The sequence below is a fragment of the Neobacillus niacini genome (genome assembly GCF_023715785.1).
GTDB lineage: Bacteria > Bacillota > Bacilli > Bacillales > Cytobacillaceae > Neobacillus > Neobacillus niacini_E.
On record NZ_JAMBOX010000012.1, the window covers coordinates 110,407 to 136,380 of the forward strand.

At 42.1% G+C, this 25,974-nt stretch carries 28 protein-coding genes and 1 other RNA gene; 22 read left to right on the forward strand and 7 right to left on the reverse strand.

All coding sequences use genetic code 11. The features are described 5' to 3' along the window. Positions 1-180: 180 nt before the first annotated feature. The gene (locus M3234_RS19880) at positions 181-660 is read right to left on the reverse strand and encodes a GAF domain-containing protein (protein ID WP_262306390.1); all 480 of its coding nucleotides are present in this window, start codon (positions 658-660) and stop codon (positions 181-183) included. Between the two features lie 153 nt (positions 661-813). Between M3234_RS19880 and refZ the strand changes: the two genes are divergently transcribed. The 7 genes from refZ to rarD all read left to right on the forward strand — a co-directional run bounded on the left by refZ (position 814) and on the right by rarD (position 9,121). Beyond that, positions 814-1,446: a forespore capture DNA-binding protein RefZ gene (refZ, locus tag M3234_RS19885; RefSeq protein WP_262306391.1), complete on the forward strand. Its 633-nt coding sequence runs from the start codon at positions 814-816 to the stop codon at positions 1,444-1,446. Positions 1,447-1,740: 294 nt separating this feature from the next. After that, the gene (ezrA, locus tag M3234_RS19890; RefSeq protein WP_262306392.1) at positions 1,741-3,429 is read left to right on the forward strand and encodes a septation ring formation regulator EzrA; all 1,689 of its coding nucleotides are present in this window, start codon (positions 1,741-1,743) and stop codon (positions 3,427-3,429) included. A gap of 215 nt (positions 3,430-3,644) precedes the next feature. After that, positions 3,645-4,790, forward strand: a complete 1,146-nt coding sequence (locus tag M3234_RS19895; RefSeq protein ID WP_262306393.1) for a cysteine desulfurase family protein — start codon at positions 3,645-3,647, stop codon at positions 4,788-4,790. Further along, positions 4,787-5,995 carry a tRNA uracil 4-sulfurtransferase ThiI gene (gene thiI, locus M3234_RS19900; protein ID WP_262306394.1) on the forward strand — a complete coding sequence of 403 codons (1,209 nt, stop codon included), beginning with the start codon at positions 4,787-4,789 and terminating at the stop codon, positions 5,993-5,995. Before M3234_RS19895 ends, thiI begins: the two co-directional genes overlap by 4 nt. A 133-nt stretch (positions 5,996-6,128) precedes the next feature. Then, complete coding sequence (locus M3234_RS19905) at positions 6,129-6,335, forward strand: alpha/beta-type small acid-soluble spore protein (protein ID WP_262306395.1); 207 nt, start codon at positions 6,129-6,131, stop codon at positions 6,333-6,335. A gap of 133 nt (positions 6,336-6,468) precedes the next feature. Then, a complete protein-coding gene (gene mbcS, locus M3234_RS19910) occupies positions 6,469-8,055 on the forward strand; it encodes an acyl-CoA synthetase MbcS (RefSeq protein ID WP_262306396.1) in 1,587 nt (528 codons plus the stop codon). Between the two features lie 136 nt (positions 8,056-8,191). Then, positions 8,192-9,121, forward strand: coding sequence for an EamA family transporter RarD (gene rarD, locus M3234_RS19915; protein ID WP_262306397.1), 930 nt, complete (start codon positions 8,192-8,194; stop codon positions 9,119-9,121). A gap of 20 nt (positions 9,122-9,141) precedes the next feature. Here the strand turns inward: rarD and M3234_RS19920 are convergent, their stop codons facing one another. Next, positions 9,142-9,942, reverse strand: coding sequence for an NAD kinase (locus M3234_RS19920; protein WP_262306398.1), 801 nt, complete (start codon positions 9,940-9,942; stop codon positions 9,142-9,144). A 173-nt stretch (positions 9,943-10,115) separates the two neighbouring features. Between M3234_RS19920 and sppA the strand changes: the two genes are divergently transcribed. From sppA to M3234_RS19965, 9 genes are all read left to right on the forward strand, one after another. After that, positions 10,116-11,126, forward strand: coding sequence for a signal peptide peptidase SppA (gene sppA / locus M3234_RS19925; protein WP_262306399.1), 1,011 nt, complete (start codon positions 10,116-10,118; stop codon positions 11,124-11,126). A gap of 174 nt (positions 11,127-11,300) precedes the next feature. Continuing rightward, positions 11,301-11,690 carry an RDD family protein gene (locus M3234_RS19930; protein WP_262306446.1) on the forward strand — a complete coding sequence of 130 codons (390 nt, stop codon included), beginning with the start codon at positions 11,301-11,303 and terminating at the stop codon, positions 11,688-11,690. A 77-nt stretch (positions 11,691-11,767) separates the two neighbouring features. Next, the gene (locus tag M3234_RS19935; protein WP_262306400.1) at positions 11,768-12,466 is read left to right on the forward strand and encodes a DUF2953 domain-containing protein; all 699 of its coding nucleotides are present in this window, start codon (positions 11,768-11,770) and stop codon (positions 12,464-12,466) included. A gap of 18 nt (positions 12,467-12,484) precedes the next feature. Next, a complete protein-coding gene (gene ytfJ, locus M3234_RS19940; RefSeq protein ID WP_262306401.1) occupies positions 12,485-12,997 on the forward strand; it encodes a GerW family sporulation protein in 513 nt (170 codons plus the stop codon). Positions 12,998-13,179: 182 nt separating this feature from the next. Next, on the forward strand, positions 13,180-13,680 hold the full coding sequence (gene tpx / locus M3234_RS19945; protein WP_262306402.1) for a thiol peroxidase: 501 nt from the start codon (positions 13,180-13,182) through the stop codon (positions 13,678-13,680). Positions 13,681-13,785: 105 nt separating this feature from the next. Continuing rightward, positions 13,786-14,769, forward strand: coding sequence for a class I SAM-dependent methyltransferase (locus M3234_RS19950; RefSeq protein ID WP_262306403.1), 984 nt, complete (start codon positions 13,786-13,788; stop codon positions 14,767-14,769). Positions 14,770-14,966: 197 nt separating this feature from the next. Continuing rightward, a complete protein-coding gene (locus tag M3234_RS19955; protein WP_262306404.1) occupies positions 14,967-16,160 on the forward strand; it encodes an acetate kinase in 1,194 nt (397 codons plus the stop codon). 302 nt (positions 16,161-16,462) lie between these two features. Further along, a complete protein-coding gene (locus M3234_RS19960; protein WP_262306405.1) occupies positions 16,463-17,299 on the forward strand; it encodes an EcsC family protein in 837 nt (278 codons plus the stop codon). Next, entirely contained in the window at positions 17,300-17,812 is a 513-nt protein-coding gene (locus M3234_RS19965) for a MogA/MoaB family molybdenum cofactor biosynthesis protein (RefSeq protein WP_262306406.1), read from the forward strand. It abuts the gene before it with no gap. Positions 17,813-18,023: 211 nt separating this feature from the next. Here the strand turns inward: M3234_RS19965 and M3234_RS19970 are convergent, their stop codons facing one another. Both M3234_RS19970 and M3234_RS19975 read right to left on the reverse strand, forming a co-directional pair. Continuing rightward, positions 18,024-18,338 (reverse strand): hypothetical protein, encoded by a 315-nt coding sequence (locus M3234_RS19970; RefSeq protein ID WP_262306407.1) that lies wholly within the window; start codon positions 18,336-18,338, stop codon positions 18,024-18,026. Positions 18,339-18,435: 97 nt separating this feature from the next. Further along, positions 18,436-18,888: a universal stress protein gene (locus M3234_RS19975; protein ID WP_066311258.1), complete on the reverse strand. Its 453-nt coding sequence runs from the start codon at positions 18,886-18,888 to the stop codon at positions 18,436-18,438. Positions 18,889-18,992: 104 nt separating this feature from the next. Here M3234_RS19975 and M3234_RS19980 point away from each other — a divergent pair, with 104 nt between their 5' ends. Next, complete coding sequence (locus tag M3234_RS19980) at positions 18,993-19,151, forward strand: hypothetical protein (RefSeq protein ID WP_172799216.1); 159 nt, start codon at positions 18,993-18,995, stop codon at positions 19,149-19,151. A gap of 175 nt (positions 19,152-19,326) precedes the next feature. After that, positions 19,327-20,442 (forward strand): alanine dehydrogenase, encoded by a 1,116-nt coding sequence (gene ald, locus M3234_RS19985; protein ID WP_262306408.1) that lies wholly within the window; start codon positions 19,327-19,329, stop codon positions 20,440-20,442. A gap of 107 nt (positions 20,443-20,549) precedes the next feature. On the opposite strand, the gene ssrS is transcribed toward ald, so the two are convergent. Further along, positions 20,550-20,746, reverse strand: a non-coding RNA gene (ssrS, locus tag M3234_RS19990) — 6S RNA. Positions 20,747-20,801: 55 nt separating this feature from the next. Then, positions 20,802-21,899, reverse strand: a complete 1,098-nt coding sequence (locus tag M3234_RS19995) for a M24 family metallopeptidase (protein ID WP_262306409.1) — start codon at positions 21,897-21,899, stop codon at positions 20,802-20,804. 179 nt (positions 21,900-22,078) lie between these two features. Between M3234_RS19995 and M3234_RS20000 the strand changes: the two genes are divergently transcribed. From M3234_RS20000 to M3234_RS20010, 3 genes are all read left to right on the forward strand, one after another. Beyond that, the gene (locus M3234_RS20000; protein ID WP_262306410.1) at positions 22,079-22,759 is read left to right on the forward strand and encodes a metal-dependent hydrolase; all 681 of its coding nucleotides are present in this window, start codon (positions 22,079-22,081) and stop codon (positions 22,757-22,759) included. Positions 22,760-22,829: 70 nt separating this feature from the next. After that, positions 22,830-23,060, forward strand: a complete 231-nt coding sequence (locus M3234_RS20005) for a hypothetical protein (protein WP_262306411.1) — start codon at positions 22,830-22,832, stop codon at positions 23,058-23,060. A gap of 114 nt (positions 23,061-23,174) precedes the next feature. Next, the gene (locus tag M3234_RS20010) at positions 23,175-24,500 is read left to right on the forward strand and encodes a CBS domain-containing protein (protein ID WP_262306412.1); all 1,326 of its coding nucleotides are present in this window, start codon (positions 23,175-23,177) and stop codon (positions 24,498-24,500) included. A gap of 34 nt (positions 24,501-24,534) precedes the next feature. Here M3234_RS20010 and M3234_RS20015 read toward each other — a convergent pair whose 3' ends face one another. Continuing rightward, on the reverse strand, positions 24,535-24,843 hold the full coding sequence (locus tag M3234_RS20015) for a YtpI family protein (RefSeq protein WP_262306413.1): 309 nt from the start codon (positions 24,841-24,843) through the stop codon (positions 24,535-24,537). Positions 24,844-24,938: 95 nt separating this feature from the next. Between M3234_RS20015 and M3234_RS20020 the strand changes: the two genes are divergently transcribed. Further along, the gene (locus M3234_RS20020) at positions 24,939-25,874 is read left to right on the forward strand and encodes a DHH family phosphoesterase (protein ID WP_262306414.1); all 936 of its coding nucleotides are present in this window, start codon (positions 24,939-24,941) and stop codon (positions 25,872-25,874) included. The last annotated feature ends 100 nt before the right edge of the window (positions 25,875-25,974 follow it).

Genomic DNA, 25,974 nt, shown 5'->3' on the forward strand with positions numbered 1-25,974 from the left:
AAATGAACCATTAAAGATATTCACATAGGCTGCAATATTTTACACAAAGAATATTATATAATTTTAATAGCCAATATGTCAAGGGCAATTTCGGTTTTCAAAACAAGACCTATAAAAATTCGTGGGACTTTGAACAATTTAGAAGAGATATAAAAGCCGGCCATAGCCGGCGGATTATTTTTATAAATGCTCAACTAGTATTGCCGTAAATTCTTCCAGCATTGTCTGATCCAGTTCATCAAAGCGGTTCTTTTCAGGGGAATCGATATCGAGTACCCCAATTATTTCTTTTCCTTTTACCAGTGGAATGACAATTTCCGATTGTGAAGCGGCATCGCAGGCAATATGTCCAGGAAATTGATGAACATCCGCAACACGCTGCGTTTCCAGTTTGGATACTGCCGTTCCGCAAACGCCCTTGCCCACAGGAATGCGGACACATGCCGGCAGTCCTTGAAACGGTCCCAATACCAATTCACCATCCTCCATTAAATAGAAGCCGACCCAATTGATTCGGTCAAGAAATTGATTTAATAATGCAGCGGCATTGCTAAGATTGGCAATTTGATTTTTTTCATCGTGGATTAAAGCATGAAGCTGCTTCTTCAATAGTTCGTAATTTTTTTGACGGTCGCCCGTATATTTTTCGACGTTAAACATGTAATTTCCCCTTTTTTCAATAAGTTTTATAGTCTATTTTAGCAGAAAAGAAAGGAAAAAAGCAGACTTTGTCGACTTTTTCATAAAGGAATCCATAAAAACGCAAAGAATTAGAAAGTAAGGGGATATTGGTGTTCCGAAGGGGGAAATTGAATGAAACCAAATTCAAAAGAAGAAATTGTTAAAGCTGCTATTTTGTTATTTAATTCAAAAGGCTATTCTGGAACATCAATGAGGGATATTGCCAAAGCGGCCAAGGTGAACACGGCTACCATTGCTTATCATTTCGAGAATAAAGCCGGCCTATTGGAGTTTTGTTTTACCTATTTCTTTGAGCAATATATCGGCAGAATGGAAGTGGCCTACAATTCAATCGACAAAGGGGCGAAAGCGTGTTTAAAGCGGGTGGTGGCGGACTTGCTGCATTTCCAATGTGAAAATCTTCAGCTTGCCAGCTTTGTTTATCGCGAAATGTCAATTGATTCGCAAATGGTTAGGGAAATCATGGCAACCTATTCGTTAAAAGAAAAATATTATTTTCAAAAGATATTTGAGCGAGGCTTTGAATGGAATGAGTTTCGTCCACATTCAATCCCATATCTTATTATACAGTTAAAGGGATTATTAATGATGCCGTTTACAAATACGCATTATATGCGAGAAGTGTTATATGTTTTTCCCAATGAGCAGTTTTTTGAACAGAAATATTTGAAAGAACTGTATCAATGGATCGACCGGCTGCTATGTTCCAATATTAAGCCGAAGAAAGAAGCAGTGATTAAATAATCCTGTCTTTCCCTTTGACCCCTGTATAGATTTTTTCCTTATTTTAAAAAAACGATATGCTTGTAAAAGCACTGACTGGAGAGGTGTTCACCCGGTAAAGTGCTTTTTGTTTTGTCGAAAATTTGTTCACCAGCTAAGACCAGCCATTATTTTTATTTTCTTTTACAAAAAAAATAAAATAATAGTCAAAAAATGTCGTTTACATGGTATCATTAAGGCATCAGAATTTAAAATTTAACGAGAGTATTTAAATAGATGGATTATGTTTGTTGTTTGGAATAGGGGGCATACCAAGTGAAGTATATCATTGGGGGTTTTATCCTGATACTGGCCTTGTTTGTATTTGGATATTTGGTCAAAAAGAAGCATTTTAAAGAAATGGATCGGCTTGAAGCATGGAAAATAGATTTATTTAACCGGCCAATACCGGATGAAATGTCTAAAGTTAAGCAACTGAATATGACCGGACAAACCGAGGAGCTGTTTGAGCGCTGGCGGAATCAATGGGATGATGTTGTAACCGTGAAACTCCCTGATTTGGAAGAAATGTTGTTTGATGCCGAAGAATACATCGACCGCTATCGCTTTAAAAAAGCCAAGGAAGTTCAACAAAGAATCACTGAAAAATTGCAGGAAACCGAAAATCAAGTGAAAAATATTCTGGACGAACTTCATGAGCTTGTTGGCAGTGAGGAGAAAAACAGGGTTGAAATCGAGCAATTAAAAGAATTGTATCGGGAATCAAAGAAAAACTTGCTCGCTCATCGCCATAGCTTTGGAAATTCAGAAAAATCCCTGGAAACCACTCTGGATGAAGTCACGCATAAATTCCATGATTATGAAGAAAAAACAGAACAGGGAAATTATCTTGAAGCGCGTGAGGTTGTCCTTTGGATTCAAAATAAATTAGCCGCCGTCAAAAATCACATGGATGTCATTCCACAGCTGCTGATCGAATGCCAGTCATTGCTGCCGAACCAGTTAAGCGATGTTCTTTCCGGTTACAAAGAAATGCTAGAACAAGGCTACTACTTGGAGCATATACATGTGGAAAAGGAAATCAATCGGCTCCAGGACAAGCTTAAGGAAATCATAGCTTTAATTGAAAAGACGGAAATTGATGAGGCTTTAGATGGGGTAAAAGAGGTAAAACAAAGGATTGATATTTTATTTGACCTCTTGGAAAAAGAGGTTCATGCTAAACATTTTGTGATAAAGAACGAGACGGAAGCTTCTATCTTGCTAAGTTCCGCGGAAGCAGAAAATAAGAGCCTTGCTAAAGAAGTTCTTCATGTACAAGCCAGTTATCAGCTTTCCGATCATGATTTGGAATCGATGACAAGCATGGAAAAAGAACTCGCTGCTCTTTATAAGCGCTTTGAAATTGTAGCTGAAAAAATAAAGTTAAATCAAACTGCCCAATCCGTTATTGGTGAGGAATTGAGTGGAATAAAAGAACAATTGGATTTGATCCTTGATGAGCAAAGGGACTTTGCCGAGAAACTCCAAGCCTTAAGGAAGGATGAATTGGAGGCGCGGGAAAAGGTAAAGGAACTGACGAAAAAGGTAGGAGACACCTTAAGGCAGGTCCAAAGAGGGAATATTCCCGGGTTACCTGAAGATTACAAGTACCTGCTGGAAGATACAAATGAGAGTATTCAAAATGTCAAATACCAGCTAGAGGAAAAACCTCTAAATATAGCCGCATTGAATCAATATCTGGAAATTGCCGTTTTAACGGTGGAAAAGCTTGCCAATACCACCATTGAACTGATGGAAAATGTCAAGCTTGCAGAGCGGGCGATTCAATACGGAAACCGTTATCGCACTAGGTACCCTTCAGTCGCAAAAGGGTTAAGCGAAGCGGAGAACGCATTCAGACATTATGATTACCAACGGGCTTTGGAGGAGGCGGCCGCCTCTTTAGAGGGCATCGACCCGGAGGCATTAAAGAAAATAAAAACCACCACGGCCATTGAATAAGTATTGAAAACCGATTTTTTAAGTCGGTTTTTTTCGTTTAGCTAATAGTAAAGTATAAAATTTGCAAAAATTTTATACTTTACTAACGCATAAATTCAACTACGCCTCTGTCGTCGTCCAATCGAGCTTGCCAATCGTCGAGTTTACATTTATTTTTTCAACATAATATATTTGTGATAAGATTTATTTCGGCAGTGAAAGAAAAGGGTGAAACCATGATTTACTTTGATAATAGTGCAACAACGAAGCCATATAAAGAAGTATTGGATTCTTTTATGAAAGTCTCGAACGACTATTTTGCGAATCCGTCATCCCTACATCGCTTTGGCGGACAGGCGGAGAAGCTGCTTACCCAGGCAAGGGAACAGGTTGCCAGATTATTAAATACAAAGCCGGGTGAAATATTTTTTACCTCTGGCGGTACGGAGAGCAATAATCTTGCCATTAAAGGCGCGGCATTTCAAAACAGGAACAGAGGCAGGCATATTATTACGACCAAAATTGAACATCCATCCGTTCGGGATGCTGCAGCACAGCTGGAACGTGATGGCTTTGAGATAACCTATCTCCCTGTGGACCAAAGTGGGAGGGTATCCCTTTCGGCAGTTGAACAGGCCATCCGGAAGGACACGATTTTAGTTTCTATCATGCACGTAAATAATGAGGTGGGGTCGATTCAGCCGATTAAGGAAATTGGCGAGTTATTGAAGAATTACCCAACCATCCTGTTTCACGTGGATGCGGTGCAGGGAATTGGAAAGGTTCCACTTTCCATTACTGAAAGCAGAATCGACTTATGTTCATTATCGGCCCATAAATTCCATGGCTTAAAAGGAACGGGTGTCTTATATATTCGTGAAGGCGTCAAGCTGACTCCGTTATTTTCTGGCGGCAATCAGGAACGAACCCTTCGGAGCGGCACTGAGAATGTGGCGGGCTTTGTCTCGTTGGCAAAAGCGCTCCGTTTGACGATGATGAAGAGCGATTCCGGATTAAAGGCGATGAAACAAATCAATAACTTGCTTCGAACGGAGTTGTCGAAGATAGAAGGTATTACAATCAATACCCCGGCAGACGATTCAGCTCCACATATATTAAATTTTTCCTTGACAGGAATTAAATCGGAAACATTTATCCATGCCCTTGAACAGAGGGACGTGTTTGTCTCAACAACCAGCGCCTGTTCCTCGAAGAAGAAAGCGCCGAGTCATACCCTGATTGCGATGGGGGTTGCTGAAGATTTGGCTGAGAGGGCCATTAGGCTAAGTCTGTCTTTCGAAAATACCGAACAGGAAGCGAAGAAAGTAATAAAGGCGATAAGTGATACAGTAAATCAATTAGGAAAGGTAATGAAAAAATGAATTATGACCGCATTTTAATCCGTTATGGGGAAATATCCACAAAAGGGAGAAACCGCAATAAATTTGTCGATAAGTTGAGAAAAAGCGTTCGCATTGCTCTCTCATCGTTTCCAAACATAAAAATAGAGGCAAGCCGAGATCGGATGTACGTATTATTAAATGGAGAAAACGGGATAGAAATTGTCAATAAATTGAAGAATATATTTGGGATTCAATCCTTTAGTCCGGCCATCAAAATCGAAAAAGATGTGGAGATATTGAAACAGGCGTCTTTAGAGTTAGTTAATTCCCTGTATCAGCCCGGACAAACTTTCAAGGTAACAGCAAAAAGGTCTGACAAAACCTTTGAACTAAATACAGATGAAACCAATCATGCTGTTGGCGGGTATTTGCTGCAAAACATCCCTGATTTAAAAGTCGATGTGAGAAATCCTGATATCAACCTACGGGTCGAAATCCGAAAAGAAGCGATTTATCTGTCATGCGAGACGATTCAAGGTGCAGGCGGACTTCCGGTTGGGTCAAGCGGAAAGGCTTTGCTGATGCTTTCTGGAGGGATTGATAGTCCGGTAGCTGCCTATCAGGCGATGAGGCGTGGTGTTGAGGTCGAGGCGGTGCACTTCTTTAGCCCGCCGTTTACGAGCGAACGCGCAAAGGAAAAGGTAATTGATCTATGTAAAAAATTAGCGGAAATCAGCGGCGGGTCGATGAAATTGCATATTGTTCATTTTACTGATATCCAACAGGCGATTCGGGAGCAGGTTCCAGAAAATTATACAATGACGTCGACAAGAAGAATGATGCTGAAAATTACCGATAAAATCCGGGCAAAGCAAGAGGGACTGGCAATTATAACCGGGGAAAATCTCGGTCAGGTTGCAAGCCAGACACTCGAAAGCATGTTTGCGATTAACGAGGTCACAAATACACCGATTTTGCGCCCCTTGATTTCGATGGACAAAACCGATATTATAAAAATCGCGAGTGCAATTGACACACTCGAGATATCTAATCGGCCATATGAAGATTGCTGCACAATTTTCGTCCCGGCATCACCAAAAACGAAACCGAAGCGCGAAAAAGTAAACCAGTATGAAAGTTATTTTGATTTTGAACCGTTAATTAAAGAAGCTGTAGAAGAAGTTGAAACCCTTCATATAAAACCGGATTGGAACTCAAATTCAGAGTTTGATGAATTATTTTAACACTATCCAAAGCGTGAAAGGCAAAGGATATTTCTTTGTTATACTCGAAAATTTTGTGAATAATTACCAACTCTTATTTCGAATGAAGCTAAGTTAATCTACACATTCTATACTCACAAGGAGGTGAGTATAGATGGCAAACAACAATAGCTCTAACCAATTGTTAGTAAGCGGAGCTCAACAGGCTCTTGACCAAATGAAATATGAAATTGCTCAAGAATTTGGTGTTAACCTTGGTGCTGACACTACTTCACGCGCTAACGGATCTGTTGGTGGTGAAATCACAAAGCGTCTAGTTTCAATGGCTGAATCTCAATTAGGCGGCGGATTTTCTCGTTAATTAAAAAAGAATATGATGGCTACAGAGAGAGTGGAATTTTTTCCGCTCTCTCTTTTTATTTTGTATGAAAAGTCTTATAATTAGTACTAGGTAATAGCATCAAATAATAAAAAAATAGTTGGAGGGGAAGAAAATGAAACGGGAAGATTTAATTGCACCAGAACGGTATAATCTGGTATCGGAAGTTGAACGTTTTGCGAAAGATCCCGCAAAGGTGGCCCTGAAATGGGAAAATGAAGCAGGGGAAACAAAGGAAGTTACCTATGAACAGCTATTGAAGCGGGTAAACAAGGCAGCGAATGTCTTTACACAAAACGGATTGGCAAAAGGCGATATCGTCCTGGTCATCGTCCCACGCCTGATTGAAGCGTATGTAGTTTATTTAGCTGCGCTAAAGGCGGGAATGGTAGTGATCCCAAGTTCGGAAATGCTGAGAGAGAAGGACCTTAAATACCGTATTACCCATGGTGATGTGAAGGCTGTTGTCAGCTATTACCCTTATGTTGACCAATTTAAAAATATCGCGGAAACAGAACAATTGAGCAAGTTTGTTATCGGGGCTGATGAAACGGGCTGGATTCAATTGGATGAGGAAATGGACAAGGTTTCAGATGATTTCCAAATCGCCGATACTCTTAGAGATGACATGGCGTTTTTATCCTATACATCGGGAACGACAGGCAATCCAAAAGGGGTTGTTCATACGCATGGGTGGGCCTTCGCCCATCTCAGAACTGCAGCGGCCAAGTGGCTTTGCATTGAAGAAAGCGATATAGTATGGGCTACCGCCGGTCCGGGGTGGCAAAAGTGGATTTGGAGCCCGTTCTTGTCCGTTCTTGGTTCAGGTGCAACAGGTTTTGTCTATAATGGAAAATTTGAGCCAAAAACATACTTAAACCTTCTGCAAAAATATCAGGTCAATGTCCTTTGCTGTACACCGACAGAATACCGGTTAATGGCAAAAGTGGATAACTTGGCTGACTATCAATTGCCAAAGCTCCATAGTGCTGTATCTGCTGGTGAGCCGCTAAATCGCGAAGTAATTGATACTTTCAGAAAGTATTTTAATATAGACGTCCGTGATGGCTATGGACAAACCGAAAATACGCTTCTTGTTGGGGTAACCAAGGGAATGGAACTAAGACCGGGCTCAATGGGCAAACCTACACCGGGCAATCGGGTGGAAATTATTAATGATGAAGGTGAAGTCTGTGCTGTTGGTGAGGTCGGCGACATTGCCGTTCACGTAGAAACGCCAGCACTGTTTAAAAATTATTATAAGGACCCTGAAAGAACGGCCATGCAATTCCGCGGCGATTATTATGTAACCGGGGATAAGGCAAAAATGGACGAAGACGGTTATTTCTGGTTTGAAGGCCGCGGCGATGATATCATTATTAGCTCGGGATATACAATTGGACCGTTTGAAGTAGAAGACGCCCTAGTTAAACATCCGTACGTAAAAGAATGTGCGGTTGTCGCAAGCCCAGATGAAATCCGTGGTTTTATCGTAAAAGCATTTGTTGTATTAGTAGAAGGTGTGGATTCTGCTGATCCTAATCTGACAAAAACACTCCAGGAACATGTTAAAACGTTGACAGCACCATACAAATATCCAAGGAAAATCGAATATTTGGCTGAACTGCCGAAGACAACATCAGGGAAAATCCGCAGGGTTGAATTGCGCCAGCAGGAATTGGCTGCCGCAAAAAATAGATAGAAAACGAAGAAATCGGTGAAAGCACCGATTTCTTTTTTACTATTAGGCACCCAAGCAAATAATCTTCCCGATTATAAAGTTTCCATGTATAATAGAAATTATTTCGAGACTAGAAGGAAACGGGGAAAAGGGATAAATGAAAAAAAATGAAGTTCAGCTGGGGACAATCCACGCTGCCTTTTCATATTTACTTTGGGGGTTATTGCCGATCTATTGGAAGCTGTTAAATACGGTAGAGGCAAAAGAAATTCTGGCAAACCGTGTATTTTGGTCGTTTGTTTTTATGCTGTTGATCCTAGTTTTTTCAAAAAAATTAGGATTGCTTGTGGAGACTCTGAAGGGTTTTGCCCAGAGAAAAAAACAGATGTATGCATTAATCGTGGCTTCCGTTTTAATCAGTATCAACTGGTTTGTCTATATCTGGGCTGTCAATAACGGGCATTTGATTGAAACGAGCCTCGGATATTATATCAATCCTCTGGTCAGCATTTTGTTGGGGATGCTCGTTTTAAAAGAAAAATTATCGATTTATCAGTATATATCATTCGGATTGGCTACAATCGGAGTGCTGATTATTACGATTGCCCATGGCGAATTTCCTTGGGTAGCGATTGTTTTGGCCGTAACCTTTGGGGTGTATGGATTAGTGAAAAAAGTAATCAATGTTGATTCGGCTGTCGGATTAACACTGGAAACTTTGGTCATGACTCCAATTGCCGCCATTTATATGCTCGTTCTATTTGTAAAGGGAAGCAATTCCTTTTTGAATCCAAGCATTGCGACGGACCTGCTGTTAATCGGTGCGGGCGCCGCCACAGCTGTGCCGCTGCTTTATTTTGCAAAGGGCGCGCAAAAAATTCCATTATCGCTGCTAGGTTTTCTACAGTATATTGCGCCAACTATAATGCTTTTACTTGGGGTATTTGTTTACGATGAGCATTTTTCAAAAGTGCAGCTCCTGTCCTTTATTTTCATCTGGACAGCTTTAACAATCTACTCACTGTCGAGAACCAAGCTATTTGCCGAAATCGAATTAAAAATGCGTAAAGAAAAAACCTTATCCTGACGGTGGATAAGGTTTTTGTATTAAAGGAATGTTCTCTTCACTTTTTCAAAGAAGGAGTTGTCCTTCAGTTTTAAGGTTTTTAATTTCTTGTCGCTTAGCTTTATACTTATTTTATCAACATAACGAATGCTCAACGCTTCGTTGTCCATGCCCATCGTAGGATAGTCGTTGCCTTCGGGAACCACTTTAAGGGTAAGGCTTCGGTCACCGCTTAAAATAAAGGAGGACCCAAGCGTCCTGTAACGGTTATTATTAATTGAAGCTATTTCACTGACTTGCATACATGGAAGCAGCGGGTCGACAACCGCACCACGAACCGATTTATTGTACGCGGAGCTTCCGGTTGGCGTAGAAACAATCAATCCATCGCCGCGGAAGGTTTCAAAATGCAGCTGATCAATAAAAACATCAATCACAAGTGTTTTAATGATTGCTGAGTTGAGACTAAATTCGTTTAAGCAGGTAAAGGTACCTTGGTCATCGACCGATACTTCTATGAGCGGATAGCGACGTACCTCTAGTTTCTCATTCTGCATGGCATTAATCATATTAGATGTTTCGCCAATTCGAAAATCGCAATACATATTCAGGTTATTTGTTGTAGAAATCCCCATATAAAGGCAGTCGTCACGGAAGCCAGTTTTTCGGACAGCCTGAAGAAATGCCCCATCATCGCCAATACTGGCAATAATGTTTGCCTTCCTGTAATCATCCACAATCGTAAAGCCATAGCGTTCAGTCGCTTCAAACAGCGGTCCGGCTTTTGCAAGCATATCCGCATCGCGTCTGTAAGAGTAATAAATATTCCGTCTCTCTGACATTTTTGGACCTCCTTGTAAAAAGATAAAAAAATTGCATTGAGATTGCCCATTCAAAAATCAATTTTTGCTAAAATAATAATAATAGTCTCAAATTAGTTTAGCACTTTTTTGAAACAATATGAGGGAAGGAACGTAAATTTAACAGATTAGACATTTAAGTAGGGGGAATACACATGAATGGAAAGCGATGGGCCGCCCTAGGGATTGCCGCGGCATTATTTTTTGTATCTGTTGTCATAAACCTGTTATCGTCCTTTGCCTTTAAAGGATTTCAAACCAATTTCAGCGAATTAATGGCTACGACGGAGGAGCCGTTCACAGAAGAAGTTGTAGAGGAGGGCAGTGAATTTAAAAAAATTGTCATTCTTGATGTCGATGGTGTCATCCAGGATACGGGTGAAGCCGAATCATTATTCGCTGACTCCTCTTATAACCATCAGAGGTTTATGAAAAAGCTCAATATGATTAAAGAGGACGATTCGGTTAAAGGGGTTATTGTCAGAGTGAATTCACCAGGTGGCGGGGTCGTGGAAAGTGCAGAAATTCACGATAAGCTTAAGGAAATTGCCAAGGATAGCAAAAAACCTGTATACATATCGATGGGCTCAATGGCCGCTTCCGGTGGCTATTATATTTCAACTGCAGCCAATAAAATTTACGCCAGCCCGGAAACTTTGACAGGCAGCCTTGGGGTCATTATGGAAGGGATTAATTATAAAGGCCTGGCCGATAAATATGGTGTTGATTTTGTGACGATTAAAAGCGGCAAGTATAAGGATATTATGAGCCCGTCACGGGAAATGACCGAGGAGGAACGGCAGATCCTGCAAAAGATGGTGGACAATTCATATGAGGGCTTTGTAAAAGTGATTTCAGACGGCCGCGGGATGAGTATCGATCAGGTCAAGCAAATTGCCGATGGCCGGGTTTATGACGGTCGGCAGGCGAAGGAACTGAATTTGATCGATGGCTTTGGCTATCTCGATGATGTCATTGCGGAAATGAAAAAAAATGAAAAGCTAAAGGGCGCCCAGGTGGTCCGTTATACAGAAGATCTTGGTTTTGGTTCTCTATTCAAGATTCAGACAAAGAAATGGCTTGGCGAAAGTGCCGAAATGGCCGGCCTGATGAAGGTTCTCTCCAAACCAAATTCACCGCGGCTTATGTACTTATACGCGGAGTAGAGGGAGTGGAACAAGATGGATAGGATGGATTCGCAAGAAAACACAATAGACGTGACGGAAACCGATTCTCAATTAGAAAATGGTTATGGTATAACTTCGGAACATGGCTTTGAAAAAAACGAGGGGCAGATATCTCACTATCAACAAGTGCCCGTCCGATATGCCGGCTTTTGGATGCGGTTTTGGGCCTTCCTTTTGGACTTGGTTGTGGTAGGAAGTATCGAACGCCTGGTAGTTAATCCACTGTTTAGATTGATGAAAATATCATTGGTCGAGGCCAATATGTTTGCTCCTGTTTCAATCGCTTCAGCGGCAGTCTTTTATTTATATTTTGTCTTGATGACTAAATACTTCAATCAAACACTTGGTAAAATGGTGTTTGGCTTAAAAGTGGTTGACCTGCACCAGCAAAATTTGACTTGGGGGACCGTACTGTTTCGTGAGTGGATTGGCAGGTTCATATCGGCAACTGTCGTCATTGGTTATATTATCGTTGCATTTTTGCCCAAAAAACAAGGGTTGCATGATTTGTTTACGGACACGACAGTGGTTCATACAGACTAGGATTTTTAAACCTGTCAACAGGATTGTTGGCAGGTTTATTTTTTAGGGGGTGGGATATAATAGCAGGTTGAAAGGTTGTGAATGGGGTGTTTTGGTTCCTGCTGATTTTGCTGCTATTTTTTCTATTATTTCTCTTAATTATTTTTACGAAATTAACGATTTTGGCAGAATATTATCATCATAATGATAATGATGACCTTAAACTGGAAATTCGAATTTGGTTTGGAATCATTAGGTTTAAGCGTCAAATTCCATTAATCAAAGTTGATGATGATTCTCCGAGTATTATTGCCAAAACCGAGAAACCAGCGGACGGTAATGAACAAAGTTCGGATACCGGCACAAAACAAATAACCGAAGATAGCGTAAAATCTTATCTGGAAAAGGCAAAGGATTTCCTTCATAAGGTTTCGGGTTTGAAAGTGATCATCAAAAAGTTTCTGATGAAGGTCAAGATAAAAAAGTTTGAATGGCATTCATTAATCGGTTTGGGAAATGCCGCCCACACGGGTATAGCTGCAGGGGGATTATGGGCAATCAAAGGGAGTGCTCTAGGAATTCTCAGCCATAATTTAAGATTGGTAGCAGAGCCGCACATTTCGATTACCCCGCATTTTCAGGCTACAGTGATTCAAACCCGGATTTCATGTATTTTTCAATTTCGAATCGGGCATGCTATATTGGCAGGATTAAAACTGATTAAGTTTTGGAGAGGCGCAAAAACGCCTGCCAGCAATAAAACTAATTTTTCAAATGAAAAAATGAAATCTGTTTAAATAAGGAGGATTACTGCTATGGCTGAGCATCCGATTCAAGGTTTGATGACAACAGCGATGGAAAGCTTAAAAGAAATGATTGATGTCAATACGATTATTGGTGACCCAGTAGAAACTCCCGATGGCAGTGTGATTTTAACAGTATCGAAGGTGGGCTTCGGATTTGCCGCCGGGGGAAGTGAATTCAAGATGGATGGCGGGCAAAGTCAAGGTCAAGGACAAGGCCAAGGGCAGTCGCACCTCCCATTCGGCGGCGGAAGCGGTGCCGGTGTGTCCATCACGCCAATTGCGTTTCTAATTGTCAATTCTCAAGGCGTTAAAATGCTTCATTTGGATGAAAGCACACATTTATATGAGAAGATCCTTGAACTAGCCCCGCAAGCGGTTGATAAAATCCAGCAAATGTTCTCGAAAAGAGATCAGCAAAATAACCAGCAAAAGCAAAATAACCAACAGAAACAAGGCAACTCACAGCAGAATAATTTATCGGAGCAGCAAAACGAACAGCTAATAAATGATTTAGACTTATAGGATGAAAGGTTAATCCTCCATATTGGGGATTAGCCTTTTTCTTGGGGTAAAAAATGGCGCTGACAAAGTTCATAATAATTGCAAAAATAATTTTGACAGGATATAGTAACTCTGTACATATACCAATTGAGCCAGTTCCTTATGCGGGATGGGGCTCGGAAATGACAAAGGAGGATGTAAACATGGCAAATGTAACATTTAAGGGGAACCCAATTACACTATTAGGCAATGAAGTAAAGGTTGGTGACAAAGCACCAAATTTCACAGTACTGGCTAATGACTTGTCAGAGGTTACTTTAGACAGCACGAAGGGTCAGGTTCGGTTGATTACTTCTGTTCCATCGCTTGATACAGGCGTTTGTGATGCGGAAACACGTCGTTTCAATGAGGAAGCAAATAGCCTTGGAAACGTAAAAGTACTGACTGTAAGCGTAGACCTTCCATTTGCCCAAAAACGCTGGTGTGCTGCTGCCGGTATTGAAAACGTGCAGACCTTATCTGACCATCGCGATCTTTCTTTTGGAGAAGCTTATGGGGTAGGAATCCAGGAACTAAGATTATTAACCCGCGCTGTCTTTGTGGTTGATTCCAGCGATACTGTGACATATGTGGAATATGTAAGCGAAGCGACCAACCATCCTAACTATGAAGCGGCACTTGAAGCGGCAAGAAACGCGAAGTAATATAAATGCAGGAGGCCTCGTCATTGGCGGGGTCTTTTAACTTTGTTTAAAATTCCCCGCCGAAGATAAAAATGGTGAGAGAAAATTGAAAAATGGAGGAGACCGATGACCTTATCTCCAATTGAAAAATTATTTACCTTATTTAATGAGACGGCAACAGTATTACAGGAAGAATTGGATTGCTCCCTTTTGGAAGCGCTGGCCGAAACGGGAGAGAATCTATTCCATGGCACGATCCTTCAGGATGAGCTTAGCGAGTTGACAGTGAAACGGCTGAACAAGCAGTATCAGGGGATTGAACTAGATAGATATTCAAACGAGGAGATCCGTAAATCCTTCCAGCTGGTCATTCTAAAAGGAATGAAGGAAACCGTCCAGTCCAACCACCAAATGACCCCTGATACTGTAGGTATGCTTGTTGCCTATCTTGTCGGCCGTTTTATCAAGGACAAGTCATTCCGTTTGCTTGACCCGGCGGTTGGAACGGGCAATTTATTAATGACGGTGCTAAATCATGTTGGGAAGGACACGGACGCAATAGGCGTCGATATTGATGACCTGCTGATCAAACTTGCTTATGTGAGTGCCAATTTGCAAAGGCAGGCCGTACAGTTTTTCAATCAGGATAGCCTAGAGCCATTATTTATTGATCCTGTTGATGCAGTCATTGCTGATTTGCCAGTTGGGTTCTACCCTAACGACGTAAGAGCGGCGGATTATCAGCTAAAAGCTGCTTCTGGCCATTCCTATGCTCATCATCTATTTATCGAACAAAGTGTCCGCCATACGAAGCCCGGTGGGTATTTATTTTTCGTTATCCCCAACGGGCTGTTTGAAAGTGAGCAGGCAGAACAGCTTCGTAATTATTTTAAGGAACAGGTTATTATCCAAGGGCTTCTGCAACTGCCAACGACCATGTTCAAAACGAAAAGCGCAGCAAAAAGCATTCTGGTTCTACAGAAAAGAGGAGAAGGCATCAAGCCGCCCAAGCAGGCACTGCTGGTCAACCTGCCGAGCCTGTCAAAACGCCAGGAAATGGATAAAATTCTTACCGAAATTGATAAATGGTTCCACGAAAACAAAGGATGACTATTGCGGTCATCCTTTTACACTTTTACGAATAATTTGAATTGATTTATATTTTGCATGTAACCGCTGACAGTGATTTTATACCTTGAAAAGAATATTTTTCAATGTTTAAATGAGAAGTTGAGGGCGATAATTCGGAGAGCATTGAACAAAATATAACTATGTTGTTGTGTACATAAATAAAGGAGCGGTTACAAATGGCAAAAATTATTGCAATTAATGCAGGAAGTTCCTCGCTGAAATTTCAATTGTTTGAAATGCCGGCAGAGGAAGTCATTACTAAAGGATTAATTGAACGTATCGGACTTAGCGATTCCATCTTTTCCATTACAGTAAATGGCGAAAAGATCCAGGAAACCCTGGACATTCCGGACCATGAGGTTGCCGTCAAGATGCTGTTGGATAAATTGACAACACTAGGAATTATCAAATCTTTAAATGAAATTGACGGAATCGGCCATCGGGTCGTTCATGGCGGTGAAGAGTTTAATGACTCTGCACTCATTACCGATGAAGTGTTACAGAAAATTGAAGAATTATCAGATTTGGCGCCGTTACATAACCCAGCAAACGTAACGGGAATCAAGGCATTCAAGCGTGTCCTTCCGGATGTGCCGGCAATTGCGGTCTTTGATACTGCTTTCCATCAAACTATGCCGGCAAGTTCTTATCTATATAGTCTTCCATTTGAGTACTATAAGAACTATGGGATCCGCAAGTACGGCTTCCATGGAACCAGCCATAAATATGTTTCACAGCGTGCCGCCCAGCTATTGGGACGCCCGTTGGAGCAGATTAGACTGATTTCCTGCCATCTGGGAAATGGAGCAAGTATTGCGGCCATTCAGGGCGGTAAATCAATCGATACATCGATGGGCTTTACGCCGCTTGCTGGGGTAACGATGGGTACACGTTCCGGTAACATCGACCCAGCATTGATTCCATTTATCATGGAAAAAACGGGGAAAACAGCGGATGAAGTGCTTGAGGTCTTAAATAAGAAAAGCGGTATGCTGGCTGTTTCTGGATTTTCCAGTGATTTAAGGGATATTGAAATTCAGGCAAAACAGGGAAATGAGCGTGCACAGCTTGCCTTGGATGTATTCTCTAACCGAATTCATAAATATATCGGTTCTTATGCCGCACGGATGAACGGCGTCGATGCGATTATCTTCACTGCCGGCATTGGTGAAAATAGTGATACTATTCGTGCCAGTGTATTAAAAGGGCTTGAGTTCATGGGTGTGTATTGGGATCCTGCGCTTAATCAGGTCAGAGGTGAGGAGGCGTTTGTCAATTACCCGCATTCACCGGTAAAGGTCATTGTCATCCCTACCAATGAAGAAGTCATGATTGCCCGCGATGTTATACGGCTTACAGATATTCACTAATAGTAAAGGCAAAAGTCTAAATGGCTTTTGCCTTTATATATAGATATTTGTTTATCCCACATTAACGGGCAGTAAGACCCCCATCTCGATACTTAGAAAAATCAAAGAAGTATAGGTGGGGGACAACTGCCCGTAAATGTCCGAAAAAATGAACGCAGACTAAATACGCCTGTGGCAACGTCTGCGTGACCAGCATCCTGCTGGCCTCAACTAACAATCAGTGGGGATGGAAAAAACCCCACTGATTGAAGTTTCACTTTATGGTATACTTTAGGAAAATCCTCGGAAAGGAGGTATATGGTGTGCCTTTGACTGACCGCGAACAGAAAATCTTACAGGAAATAAGGGAATGGGAACAGGGATTATTTTCTAATGAGCCGAACGACTTTCAATTGACTTATGAAAAATATTTGGAGCAAGCCTTTTCTGTTTTACCTGAAAAAACGCAACGACAATTTTTTTCGGTTATCGATACGTGGCTATATTATTTGCATAATATGATTCAAGCCTCACAGCTACAGCAGGATGCCAAGGAAAGAATCCTGTCCTCCGGGAGAATTTTTCACCAGGAATTAGAAAAAATAGAAGATTTAAAGAGTTTGGATATCAATCAATTGCAGTACATAGCCGACCAGCAAATTGCCCGGCACCGAATGTACTCCTTAATCCAAGGTGGTATTGCCGGTACGGGTGGTCCGCTGCTCTTGGGAATGGATATTCCGGCAATGGCGGTCATTAATTTACGTGTGGTCCAATTAATCGCGATGGCATATGGATTCGAAACGAATACCCCGCATGAAATGATGACGTCATTAAAGGTGTTTCATACCGCAACATTGCCGCCAAGACTGCAAAAACAAGGCTGGTCGATGTTAATAGAGGAAATGGCTGCTGAGCACACGCCATATTTTTATGAAGGCAAGGAGGAAATGACGGATATTACCTGGATAGACCTGCCGCTTCAACAGCTGCTAAAAGCCATGGTCATCACACTTTTTAAGAAAAGATTGATTCAGGAACTTCCGCTGATCAGCATGGGGATTGGCGCCGGGGTGAACTATCAGCTGACTAGAAAGGTGACCGTTCTGGCGCAAAAATATTATCAACTTCGTTATCTTAATGAAAAAGAGGAATTATAAATGAGTATTCAAGAACATAGAAAAACAGCTCAAGGCTCTGTCAATTGTAAGGTAATCACGGTCAGTGATACGAGAGACAAAGAAACCGACAAAAGTGGCAGGCTGATGATGGACCTGCTGGAAGAGGCGGGCCACCGAATTGTCGAATACGCAATCGTTAAAGATGAAGCTGAGCCAATTAAAACGGAAATTTTGCGTGGCTGCGGCCGGGACAATATTGACGTCATTTTAACCAATGGCGGAACAGGTATTGCCAAGCGTGATGTAACCATCGAAACGGTTCAAGCGTTGCTGGAGAAAGAAATCGTGGGATTCGGGGAGTTATTTAGAATGCTAAGCTACCAGGAAGATATCGGGTCTGCAGCAATTCTTTCACGTGCAATCGCCGGAGTTGTAAAAAATAAAGCTGTATTCTCGACTCCCGGGTCATCAGGAGCGGTTAGGTTGGCGATGAATAGGCTAATTCTGCCGGAGATTGGCCATGTCGTAAAGGAGATTAAAAAAGATTTATAAACAGAGAAAACTCCCTTGGCGTAAGGGAGTTTTTTGTCTAGCTCCAGCGCCTAGCCAGTTTTCATCCCCGAATAGGCTCCTCAGAGTATCTTGCGAGAAGCGATAGCTTTGAGCAGCTCGAGTCTTAAGCCGTCCCCCTCCGGAGGGCAGGCCCGTCCTGCGGGTTACGTCTTAAGCTTGTCGGGGCTGATCAAGGCGCTTCCGCTTTTCGCTAAAAATGTGCTTTATCCGACATTGTTTGGTTGGCCCGATACCAAAGCCATAAATCATTGATGATGGAAGCAAGTTCGGCAATTTCAGTGTTCAATTGGCAGGAACGCGTGAAATCATTTTCATCTGAAAGCTGTGCTTGTTTGTGGTTAATGTCTTGTTCAAGGTCGATGATTCGGTCAGGTATTGACCCGCGAATCCGCTCCCAGCGCAGGAGAATTTCCTCCTGTGTTTCTTTACTGTATAGATCCCATTCCTTAGTTAAAACCGGAATATGAATACCAAGGCGCTGGTCAAAAGAAAAATGATCTGTCATAATGTCCTCCACGAAGTTATGGTCCTTTTATTTTACTATACTTTGAAATGATATTTCAGTAAAAAAGCACGAAGCAGATGCTTCGTGCTTAAAATGGTTATTCCAAATCTTTTGGAGTCCGAACAACGAGGACGTCGCATGGTGCATAGCGGGTGATATGTTCGGAAACGCTGCCTATAAAGAAGCGTTCCACCACGTTCATTCCGGTGGCGCCACAGATAATCAAATCAATCTTATGTTTCTTGGCCAAATCTCGAGGGATGCGAATTTTAGGTGAACCAAAATCAATTTCGTACTCTACATTTGGTACTCCGGCGTCCTCAGCCTGCCTTTTATAGTTTTCCAGCATATCCTTGGCAAGCTTCTCGGCCCGGTCGCCAATCACTGTGTCGTAGGCCTCAATTAATGCGAATGACCTTGTATCAATAACATGCACCAAGAGAAGCGGGCAATGATTTCTCTTTGCTACTTCTATCCCCTTCTTGAACGCCCAATCAGCTTCCTTCGACCCGTCAATAGCAACTAAAATATGTTGATATTTAAGTCCCATGATCATCATCTCCTCACCCTTATTATACAATATTTAACAATGTATAACTGTTGCAATTTTTCGAACAATAAAGGGGTAGCAAACACCGAAGGGAGGTTTTTGACATGGGCAAAATGGACCCAAATAAGCAATATACCTTTGAATTTGACGATCAAGGAGCCAATCTGGTTAGTGAACAAATCATGGATTCATATAATAGCGGTTATGTTGACCAGGGGACTGCAATAGCTGATAGTGATGATTTCACTGCAAACGATAGATAGGAAAAAGCAACTAGGACTGCCACCTGCGAAGGACAGTCCTTTTGTATGCCCCAAACCCTTCCATACTTTTACATTTATTGGCGTGGCCTTCAATATATTTTAAGGATTATTTTGGAAACAGTGAAATTTTTGATAGAATGAAATTGTTCACATAAATCATTGCGGAGGTATTGATATGCGGATAGGTGTTCCTAAAGAAATAAAGAACAATGAGAATCGGGTTGCCATGACACCAGCGGGAGTCGTGCACCTGGTGCATTCCGGCCATAATGTGTTTATTGAAAAAGGGGCTGGAGAAGGGTCTGGTTTTACGGATGAGGATTATCGGTCTGCTGGTGCATCAATTGTAGATTCTGCGGCGGATGCCTGGGCATTGGACATGGTCATGAAGGTAAAAGAGCCGCTTCCAACTGAATATCAATATTTTCGTGAAAATTTAATCCTGTTTACATATTTACATTTAGCCCCGGAACCGGAATTAACAAAGGCGTTAATGGACAATAAAGTCGTCGGCATCGCTTATGAAACGGTACAGTTGCCCAATCGCAGCCTGCCGTTATTAACGCCGATGAGTGAAGTGGCTGGACGTATGGCAGCCCAGGTTGGGGCACAATTTTTGGAAAAGGTGTATGGCGGAATGGGGATCCTGCTATCAGGTGTTCCAGGCGTCCAAAGAGGGAAAGTCACCATTATTGGCGGCGGGGTTGCCGGCACAAATGCGGCAAAAATGGCAATTGGACTAGGCGCAAAGGTAACAATTATTGATTTGAATCCGGACCGTCTCCGACAGTTGGATGATATTTTTGGGGCAGATGTTACAACGCTTATGTCCAATCCGTACAATATTGCCGAAGCGGTGAAAGAGTCGGATTTGGTGATTGGCGCTGTGCTGATTCCGGGTGCCAAAGCCCCAAAACTTGTGACCGAAGAGATGGTCAGGTCAATGAAGCCTGGGAGTGTGGTCGTGGATATTGCGATTGACCAGGGCGGTATTTTCGAAACAACTGACCAGATTACCACGCATGATAATCCAACCTATGTAAAGCACGGGGTCGTCCACTATGCAGTTGCCAATATGCCGGGTGCGGTTCCACGAACATCGACAATTGCGTTGACAAATGTAACGGTTCCATACGCCTTGCAAATTGCCAATAAGGGCTACCGTCAGGCATGCTTGGAAAATGAGGCATTATTAAAGGGGATTAACACACTAGCTGGCCATGTAACCTACAAGGCAGTGGCCGAATCCCTCGGACTGCAATACAAAGACGCAAGAGAACTGTTGGGATAGGTTGATCGGAAGAGAGCTATTGTTTGGCTCTCTTTTATTTTTCCCATATGTTTGTTTACAACAAAAAAACCAGCATCTCTAGGAAGCTGGTTTGAAAGACCCAATTTTGTAAAGCCGCATTTGCCGTATTTCATATAAGAAAGTTTTAAACCACCACTCCTCAAAGTGGGTGTTCTTAGAAGCTTTCCTGCGTGTCCTCCATGTCATATAGACAGAGGCTTGTCATTTCGGCTTCAGTGTTTAAACTCCCTATTACAGCTTAAAGGTTAAAACTTTATTATCATTACGAACAACGCAGCCTGTATTTGTATATTACACCATTTGCACAGTCACTGCAATGTTAAAAAAAGCCAACCTGACTATTTAATGATTTGCAGTTCTTTCGGGTATTTGGTTAAGGCAATCGCTCCATTTGACCCTATATATACATCATCCTCAATTCGTACGCCAGCTACCCCAGGAACATAAATGCCTGGTTCAATTGTGTAAACCATGCCTTCCTGAATGACTAACGGATTTGTTTCGGTCATTGATGGATATTCGTGAATGCTGATTCCAAGACCATGGCCGAGTCGGTGAGGAAAATATTGGCCGTACCCAGCATCGGTAATAGTTTTTCTGGCAGTTTGATCCACTTCAGCAGCAGTAGCCCCCGGCTTGCTTGCCTCGAGTGCAGCTAGCTGTGCTTTTAACACGGTATCATAAATTTCTTTCTGCTTGTCATTTATATCCCCATACGCAACCGTTCTGGTAATATCGGAACAATAGCGGTCGACGACTACGCCTAAATCGAATAGCACGAGGTCGCCTTTTTTAATTTTGGTCAAGCCTGGATTTCCGTGCGGGGAAGCTGCGTTTGCACCGGTCAGCACCATGGTCGAAAACGACATTTCTGTTACGCCTTTTTGTTTTAAGGCGTACTCAATCGCATTTAAAACATCGAGTTCAGTTTTGCCCTCTTTGATTTCACTGGCACCGTACTCAACGGCAAAATCCGCAAGAGCGCAGGCTTCTTCTAGGATTTTTAATTCCTTTGCATCCTTAATCATACGGAGCGTTCTTAATTTTTCCTCAGCAGAGACAAATGCTGCGTTCGGGAACAATTCTGATAGCTGTTCATAGCGTTCCACATTCATGTGTTCTTTTTCAATCGCAGCTTTCCCAACGTTAATGCCGCGTTTTCTGATGGCAGCCACAATCATTTCCCATGGATTTTGAATATCGTTAAATCCGATAATTTCCTGCTGCCAGCCAGCGTTCCTTGCATTATAAAGCTCCATTTCCGGACAAACCAAAAATGGCTCTTCCTCTTGGAAAACGGCGAGGGCCAGTAAGCGCTCATGCGGGTCGGTATAGTATCCGCTTAAATAAAAAACATTTTCCGATGAAGTGACAAAACTTACCTCAATATCGTTTTCCTTCATCCAGCTTTGCAGCTTTTCAATCCGTTGATTCATTTTTAGGGACCTCCCTGTTAAAATCTCATTCCTATTTGAGAGTAACAATCTAATGATTAATTGTAAACTATCATACTTTAGGATATGCTAAAACAGGGTGATTATGGGAAAAATGTGGAAGGAATTCTTGAACTTTTATGGAAGTAGTATTTATCACGAATTTGAAAGGGGAAAATCAGATGAAAGTTTCCTATCATGGACATTCTGTCGTTCAAATTAACACCAATGGAAAAACTATTTTAATTGACCCATTTATTACCGGCAATAGCTTGACAGATTTAAAGGCTGATGAAGTGCATGCCGATGCTATTATTCTAACCCATGGACATAACGACCATGTCGGAGATACCGTGTCCATTGCCAAAAGATGCGGGTCGTTGGTCGTTGCCAATGCCGACCTTACGACCTATCTTGGCTGGCAGGGAGTTGAAACCCATGGAATGAATATCGGCGGAGCCTGGGAATTTGATTTTGGCAAAGTGAAACTGACACAGGCCTTCCATGGCTCAGGCTATGCTACGGTAAACAACGAAATCATTTATTGCGGTATGCCGACTGGCGTTTTGTTTAGCAGCGAAGGGAAGACCATTTACCACGCTGGGGATACGGGGTTATTTTCCGACATGAAATTAATTGGTGAACGCCATTCAATCGACCTGGCCTTCCTGCCAATTGGAGATAACTTTACCATGGGGCAGGAGGATGCTGCCTATGCGGCTAAATTGTTGAATGCCAAGATGGTAGTACCTATCCATTATAATACCTTCCCGCCAATTAAACAGGATCCGAATCGTTTTATTGAATTACTGGAAGCTAAAAATGGAAAAGTGCTTCAGCCGGGTGAAGCAATCGAAATTTAACTACTTTTTTTCCTCCGATATGCATAAAGATGGAACAAGCAGTCTTTTATTTTGAAGGAGGAAAGTCGAATTGAAAAAGAACCGCTATTTGTTATGTCTGCTGCTTAGTGCCTTCATGTTATATTTTGCAGTGCCAAGGCTGTCGGTATCCACACATGGCTTGGAAGGTATTTTCGCGATTTCTTGGCTGGTGTTTGCGTTATTCGTCATTGCCGGAAATCTGACAGGCCTGCTCTATACGCCGAAAAAGCAGTTGCAAAAACTCTCGTCTGAGCGTACCAAAAAACGCTCGTTTCATTGAATTTTATCTGACTGGCCCCAAATCTCATTTGAATCAAGGCTTTTTAAACTTTATAATGAAATTTAGATATCTGTTGACCGGATAAAAAGAATTTTACTATAAAGGGTGAAGGTCTTGGCCACTAAGACAAAGCACGAACAAATCTTGGAATACATCGATGAACTTCCAATCGGTGAGAAAATCTCGGTCAGGCAAATTGCCAAGGCCATGAATGTGAGTGAAGGCACAGCCTACCGCGCCATTAAGGAAGCGGAGAATAAAGGTTACGTCAGCACGATAGAACGGGTCGGAACGATACGGATTGAACGAAAGAAAAAAGAAAATATTGAGAAGCTGACATTTGCCGAAGTTGTAAATATCGTTGACGGCCAGGTTTTAGGGGGGCGAACCGGGCTGCATAAAACCTTGAATAAATTTGTCATCGGTGCCATGAAACTCGAGGCCATGATGCGCTATACCGAGGCCGGCAACCTCCTGATTGTCGGAAACCGGACACAGGCACACGAGCTTGCGCTGAAAGCGGGGGCGGCCGTCCTTATTACCGGCGGGTTTGATACGGAAGAGCAAGTAAAGAAACTGGCGGACCAGCTGGAACTGCCAATTATCTCTTCAAGCTATGATACCTTTACAGTCGCCACGATGATCAATCGCGCCATTTACGACCAATTGATTAAAAAAGAAATCATTTTGGTTGAGGATATCTTAACCCCTTTATCGGAAACCTTTTATCTGAAAACATCCGATAAGGTGGAAAAATGGCACGAATTAAATCAGCAAACGACTCACAGCCGCTACCCGGTAGTTGACCACAATATGAAGATTCAAGGGATGGTAACTAGTAAGGATGTATTGGGTCAGAATGCTGATATTTCGATTGAAAAAATTATGACCAAACAACCGATGACTGTGACCGGAAAAACAAGTGTCGCTTCAACAGCCCATATGATGGTTTGGGAAGGGATTGAGGTTCTTCCGGTTGCCGATGATTCGAATCGACTGGAAGGGCTGATTAGCAGGCAAGATGTCTTAAAGGCTCTGCAAATGAATCAACGCCAGCCGCAAGTTGGTGAAACGCTAGATGATATCGTGACGAACCAAATGGTTTTGATGCAGGGAAGAGGCAAGGGGGAAGATGCCTTCACTTGTGAGGTTTCCCCACAGATGACAAATCATCTTGGCACTATTTCTTACGGCGTTTTCACCACTATTGTTTCCGAAGCGGCCAATCGTGTGCTTAAAGGCTATAAAAAAGGTGATCTAGTCGTTGAAAATATGACGATTTACTTTATAAAACCTGTTCAAATGGAAAGTACCCTGGAGATCTATCCGAAAATCCTCGAGGTCGGCCGAAAGTTTGGAAAGGTCGATGTCGAAGTATACAATGAAGGGATACTAGTTGGAAAAGCAATGATGATGTGCCAGTTGTTAGATAGGACCTAAAAAAAGCCGCTTCTAGACAAAGAAGCGGCTCCAATTATTTTTGATTTTCCAGCAATTCCGCTTCCTCAATGGCAAACGGAAGATAATGTTTATATTTCTTAAATCCGGTCCAGCTGAACATGATTCCATACACAATGAATATGGCCCCAACAATGTAGGTGACCGTTGACGGGTTCACGAAAAATGAATTAATTCCAAACAGCAGTACAAACAGCCCAAGAGCAATATTCGATTTGGCGGACAGCCATTTTTTTTCGACCGGGCGATTGCTTCTGAAATATTTTGTTTTATAAAATAAATAAAAGGCAAATAAAATAACGATTAAAACAACAAGCACGAACATATTGGTTCCTCCAGTTTAAAAAATCATTTACTATTTTACCTATAATGAACCAAAAATGCCACCATTACCATCGATTTACGAATAAAGGAGACTTTATGAAACAGAAAATTTTGGATACGATTAAACAATTTGACACAATCATTCTGCATCGTCACGTGCGCCCGGATCCGGACGCTTACGGTTCTCAAGGGGGCCTCGCAGCAATCCTTAAGGAATCCTTTCCTAAGAAAAACATCTACGCAGTCGGTCAAGAGGAGCCCACCCTTCATTACATGCGCAGACTCGATTCCATCGATGATGAAGCCTATCAAGGCGCCCTTGTGATTGTTTGTGATACGGCAAACGAGGAGAGGATTTGCGACAAGCGGTATTCTTTAGGAGATATGCTGATAAAAATTGACCACCATCCCAATGAAGACCCTTATGGGGATTTATTATGGGTGGACACAACGGCAAGCTCTTGCAGCGAAATGATTTATGATTTTTATTTATTTGGGAAAGACCAAGGTCTGAAAATGAATGATGAGGCGGGAAGACTGCTATTTGCTGGGATTGTCGGTGATACCGGAAGATTCCTTTATCCAAGTACCACGGAAAAAACGTTTGCCTATGCCGGTGAATTAATTCATTACGATTTCTCCAGACCTGAACTGTTTGACCGCATGTATGAACTGGACGCCAATATTATCAAGTTGAACGGTTATATCCTGCAAAACTTTGAGCTTCAGGAAAATGGTGTCGGGTCCGTGGTTTTAACTAAGGATCTGCTGGCGGAATTTGATGCCAGACCGGCAGAAGCGTCATTGCTGGTTTCCAATTTAGGCGATGTAAAAGGAATTAAGGCATGGGTCTTCTTCATAGAAGAGGATGATCAAATAAGGGTCCGGCTGCGCTCGAAGGGTCCGGTTATCAATGGTGTTGCCCGCAAGTTTAATGGTGGTGGTCACCCACTCGCCTCTGGCGCCTCAATCCATTCATGGGATGAAATGGATGCAGTCTTGAAGGAACTGCATGCTGTATGTAAATCATAATTATAGAGGCTGCCTGTGGCAGCCTCAGATTGTCGAGAAAGGGTATATTTCTCGGCAATTTTTTATTTTAATGGAAATTGAATGGCCGATTTTATTAAAA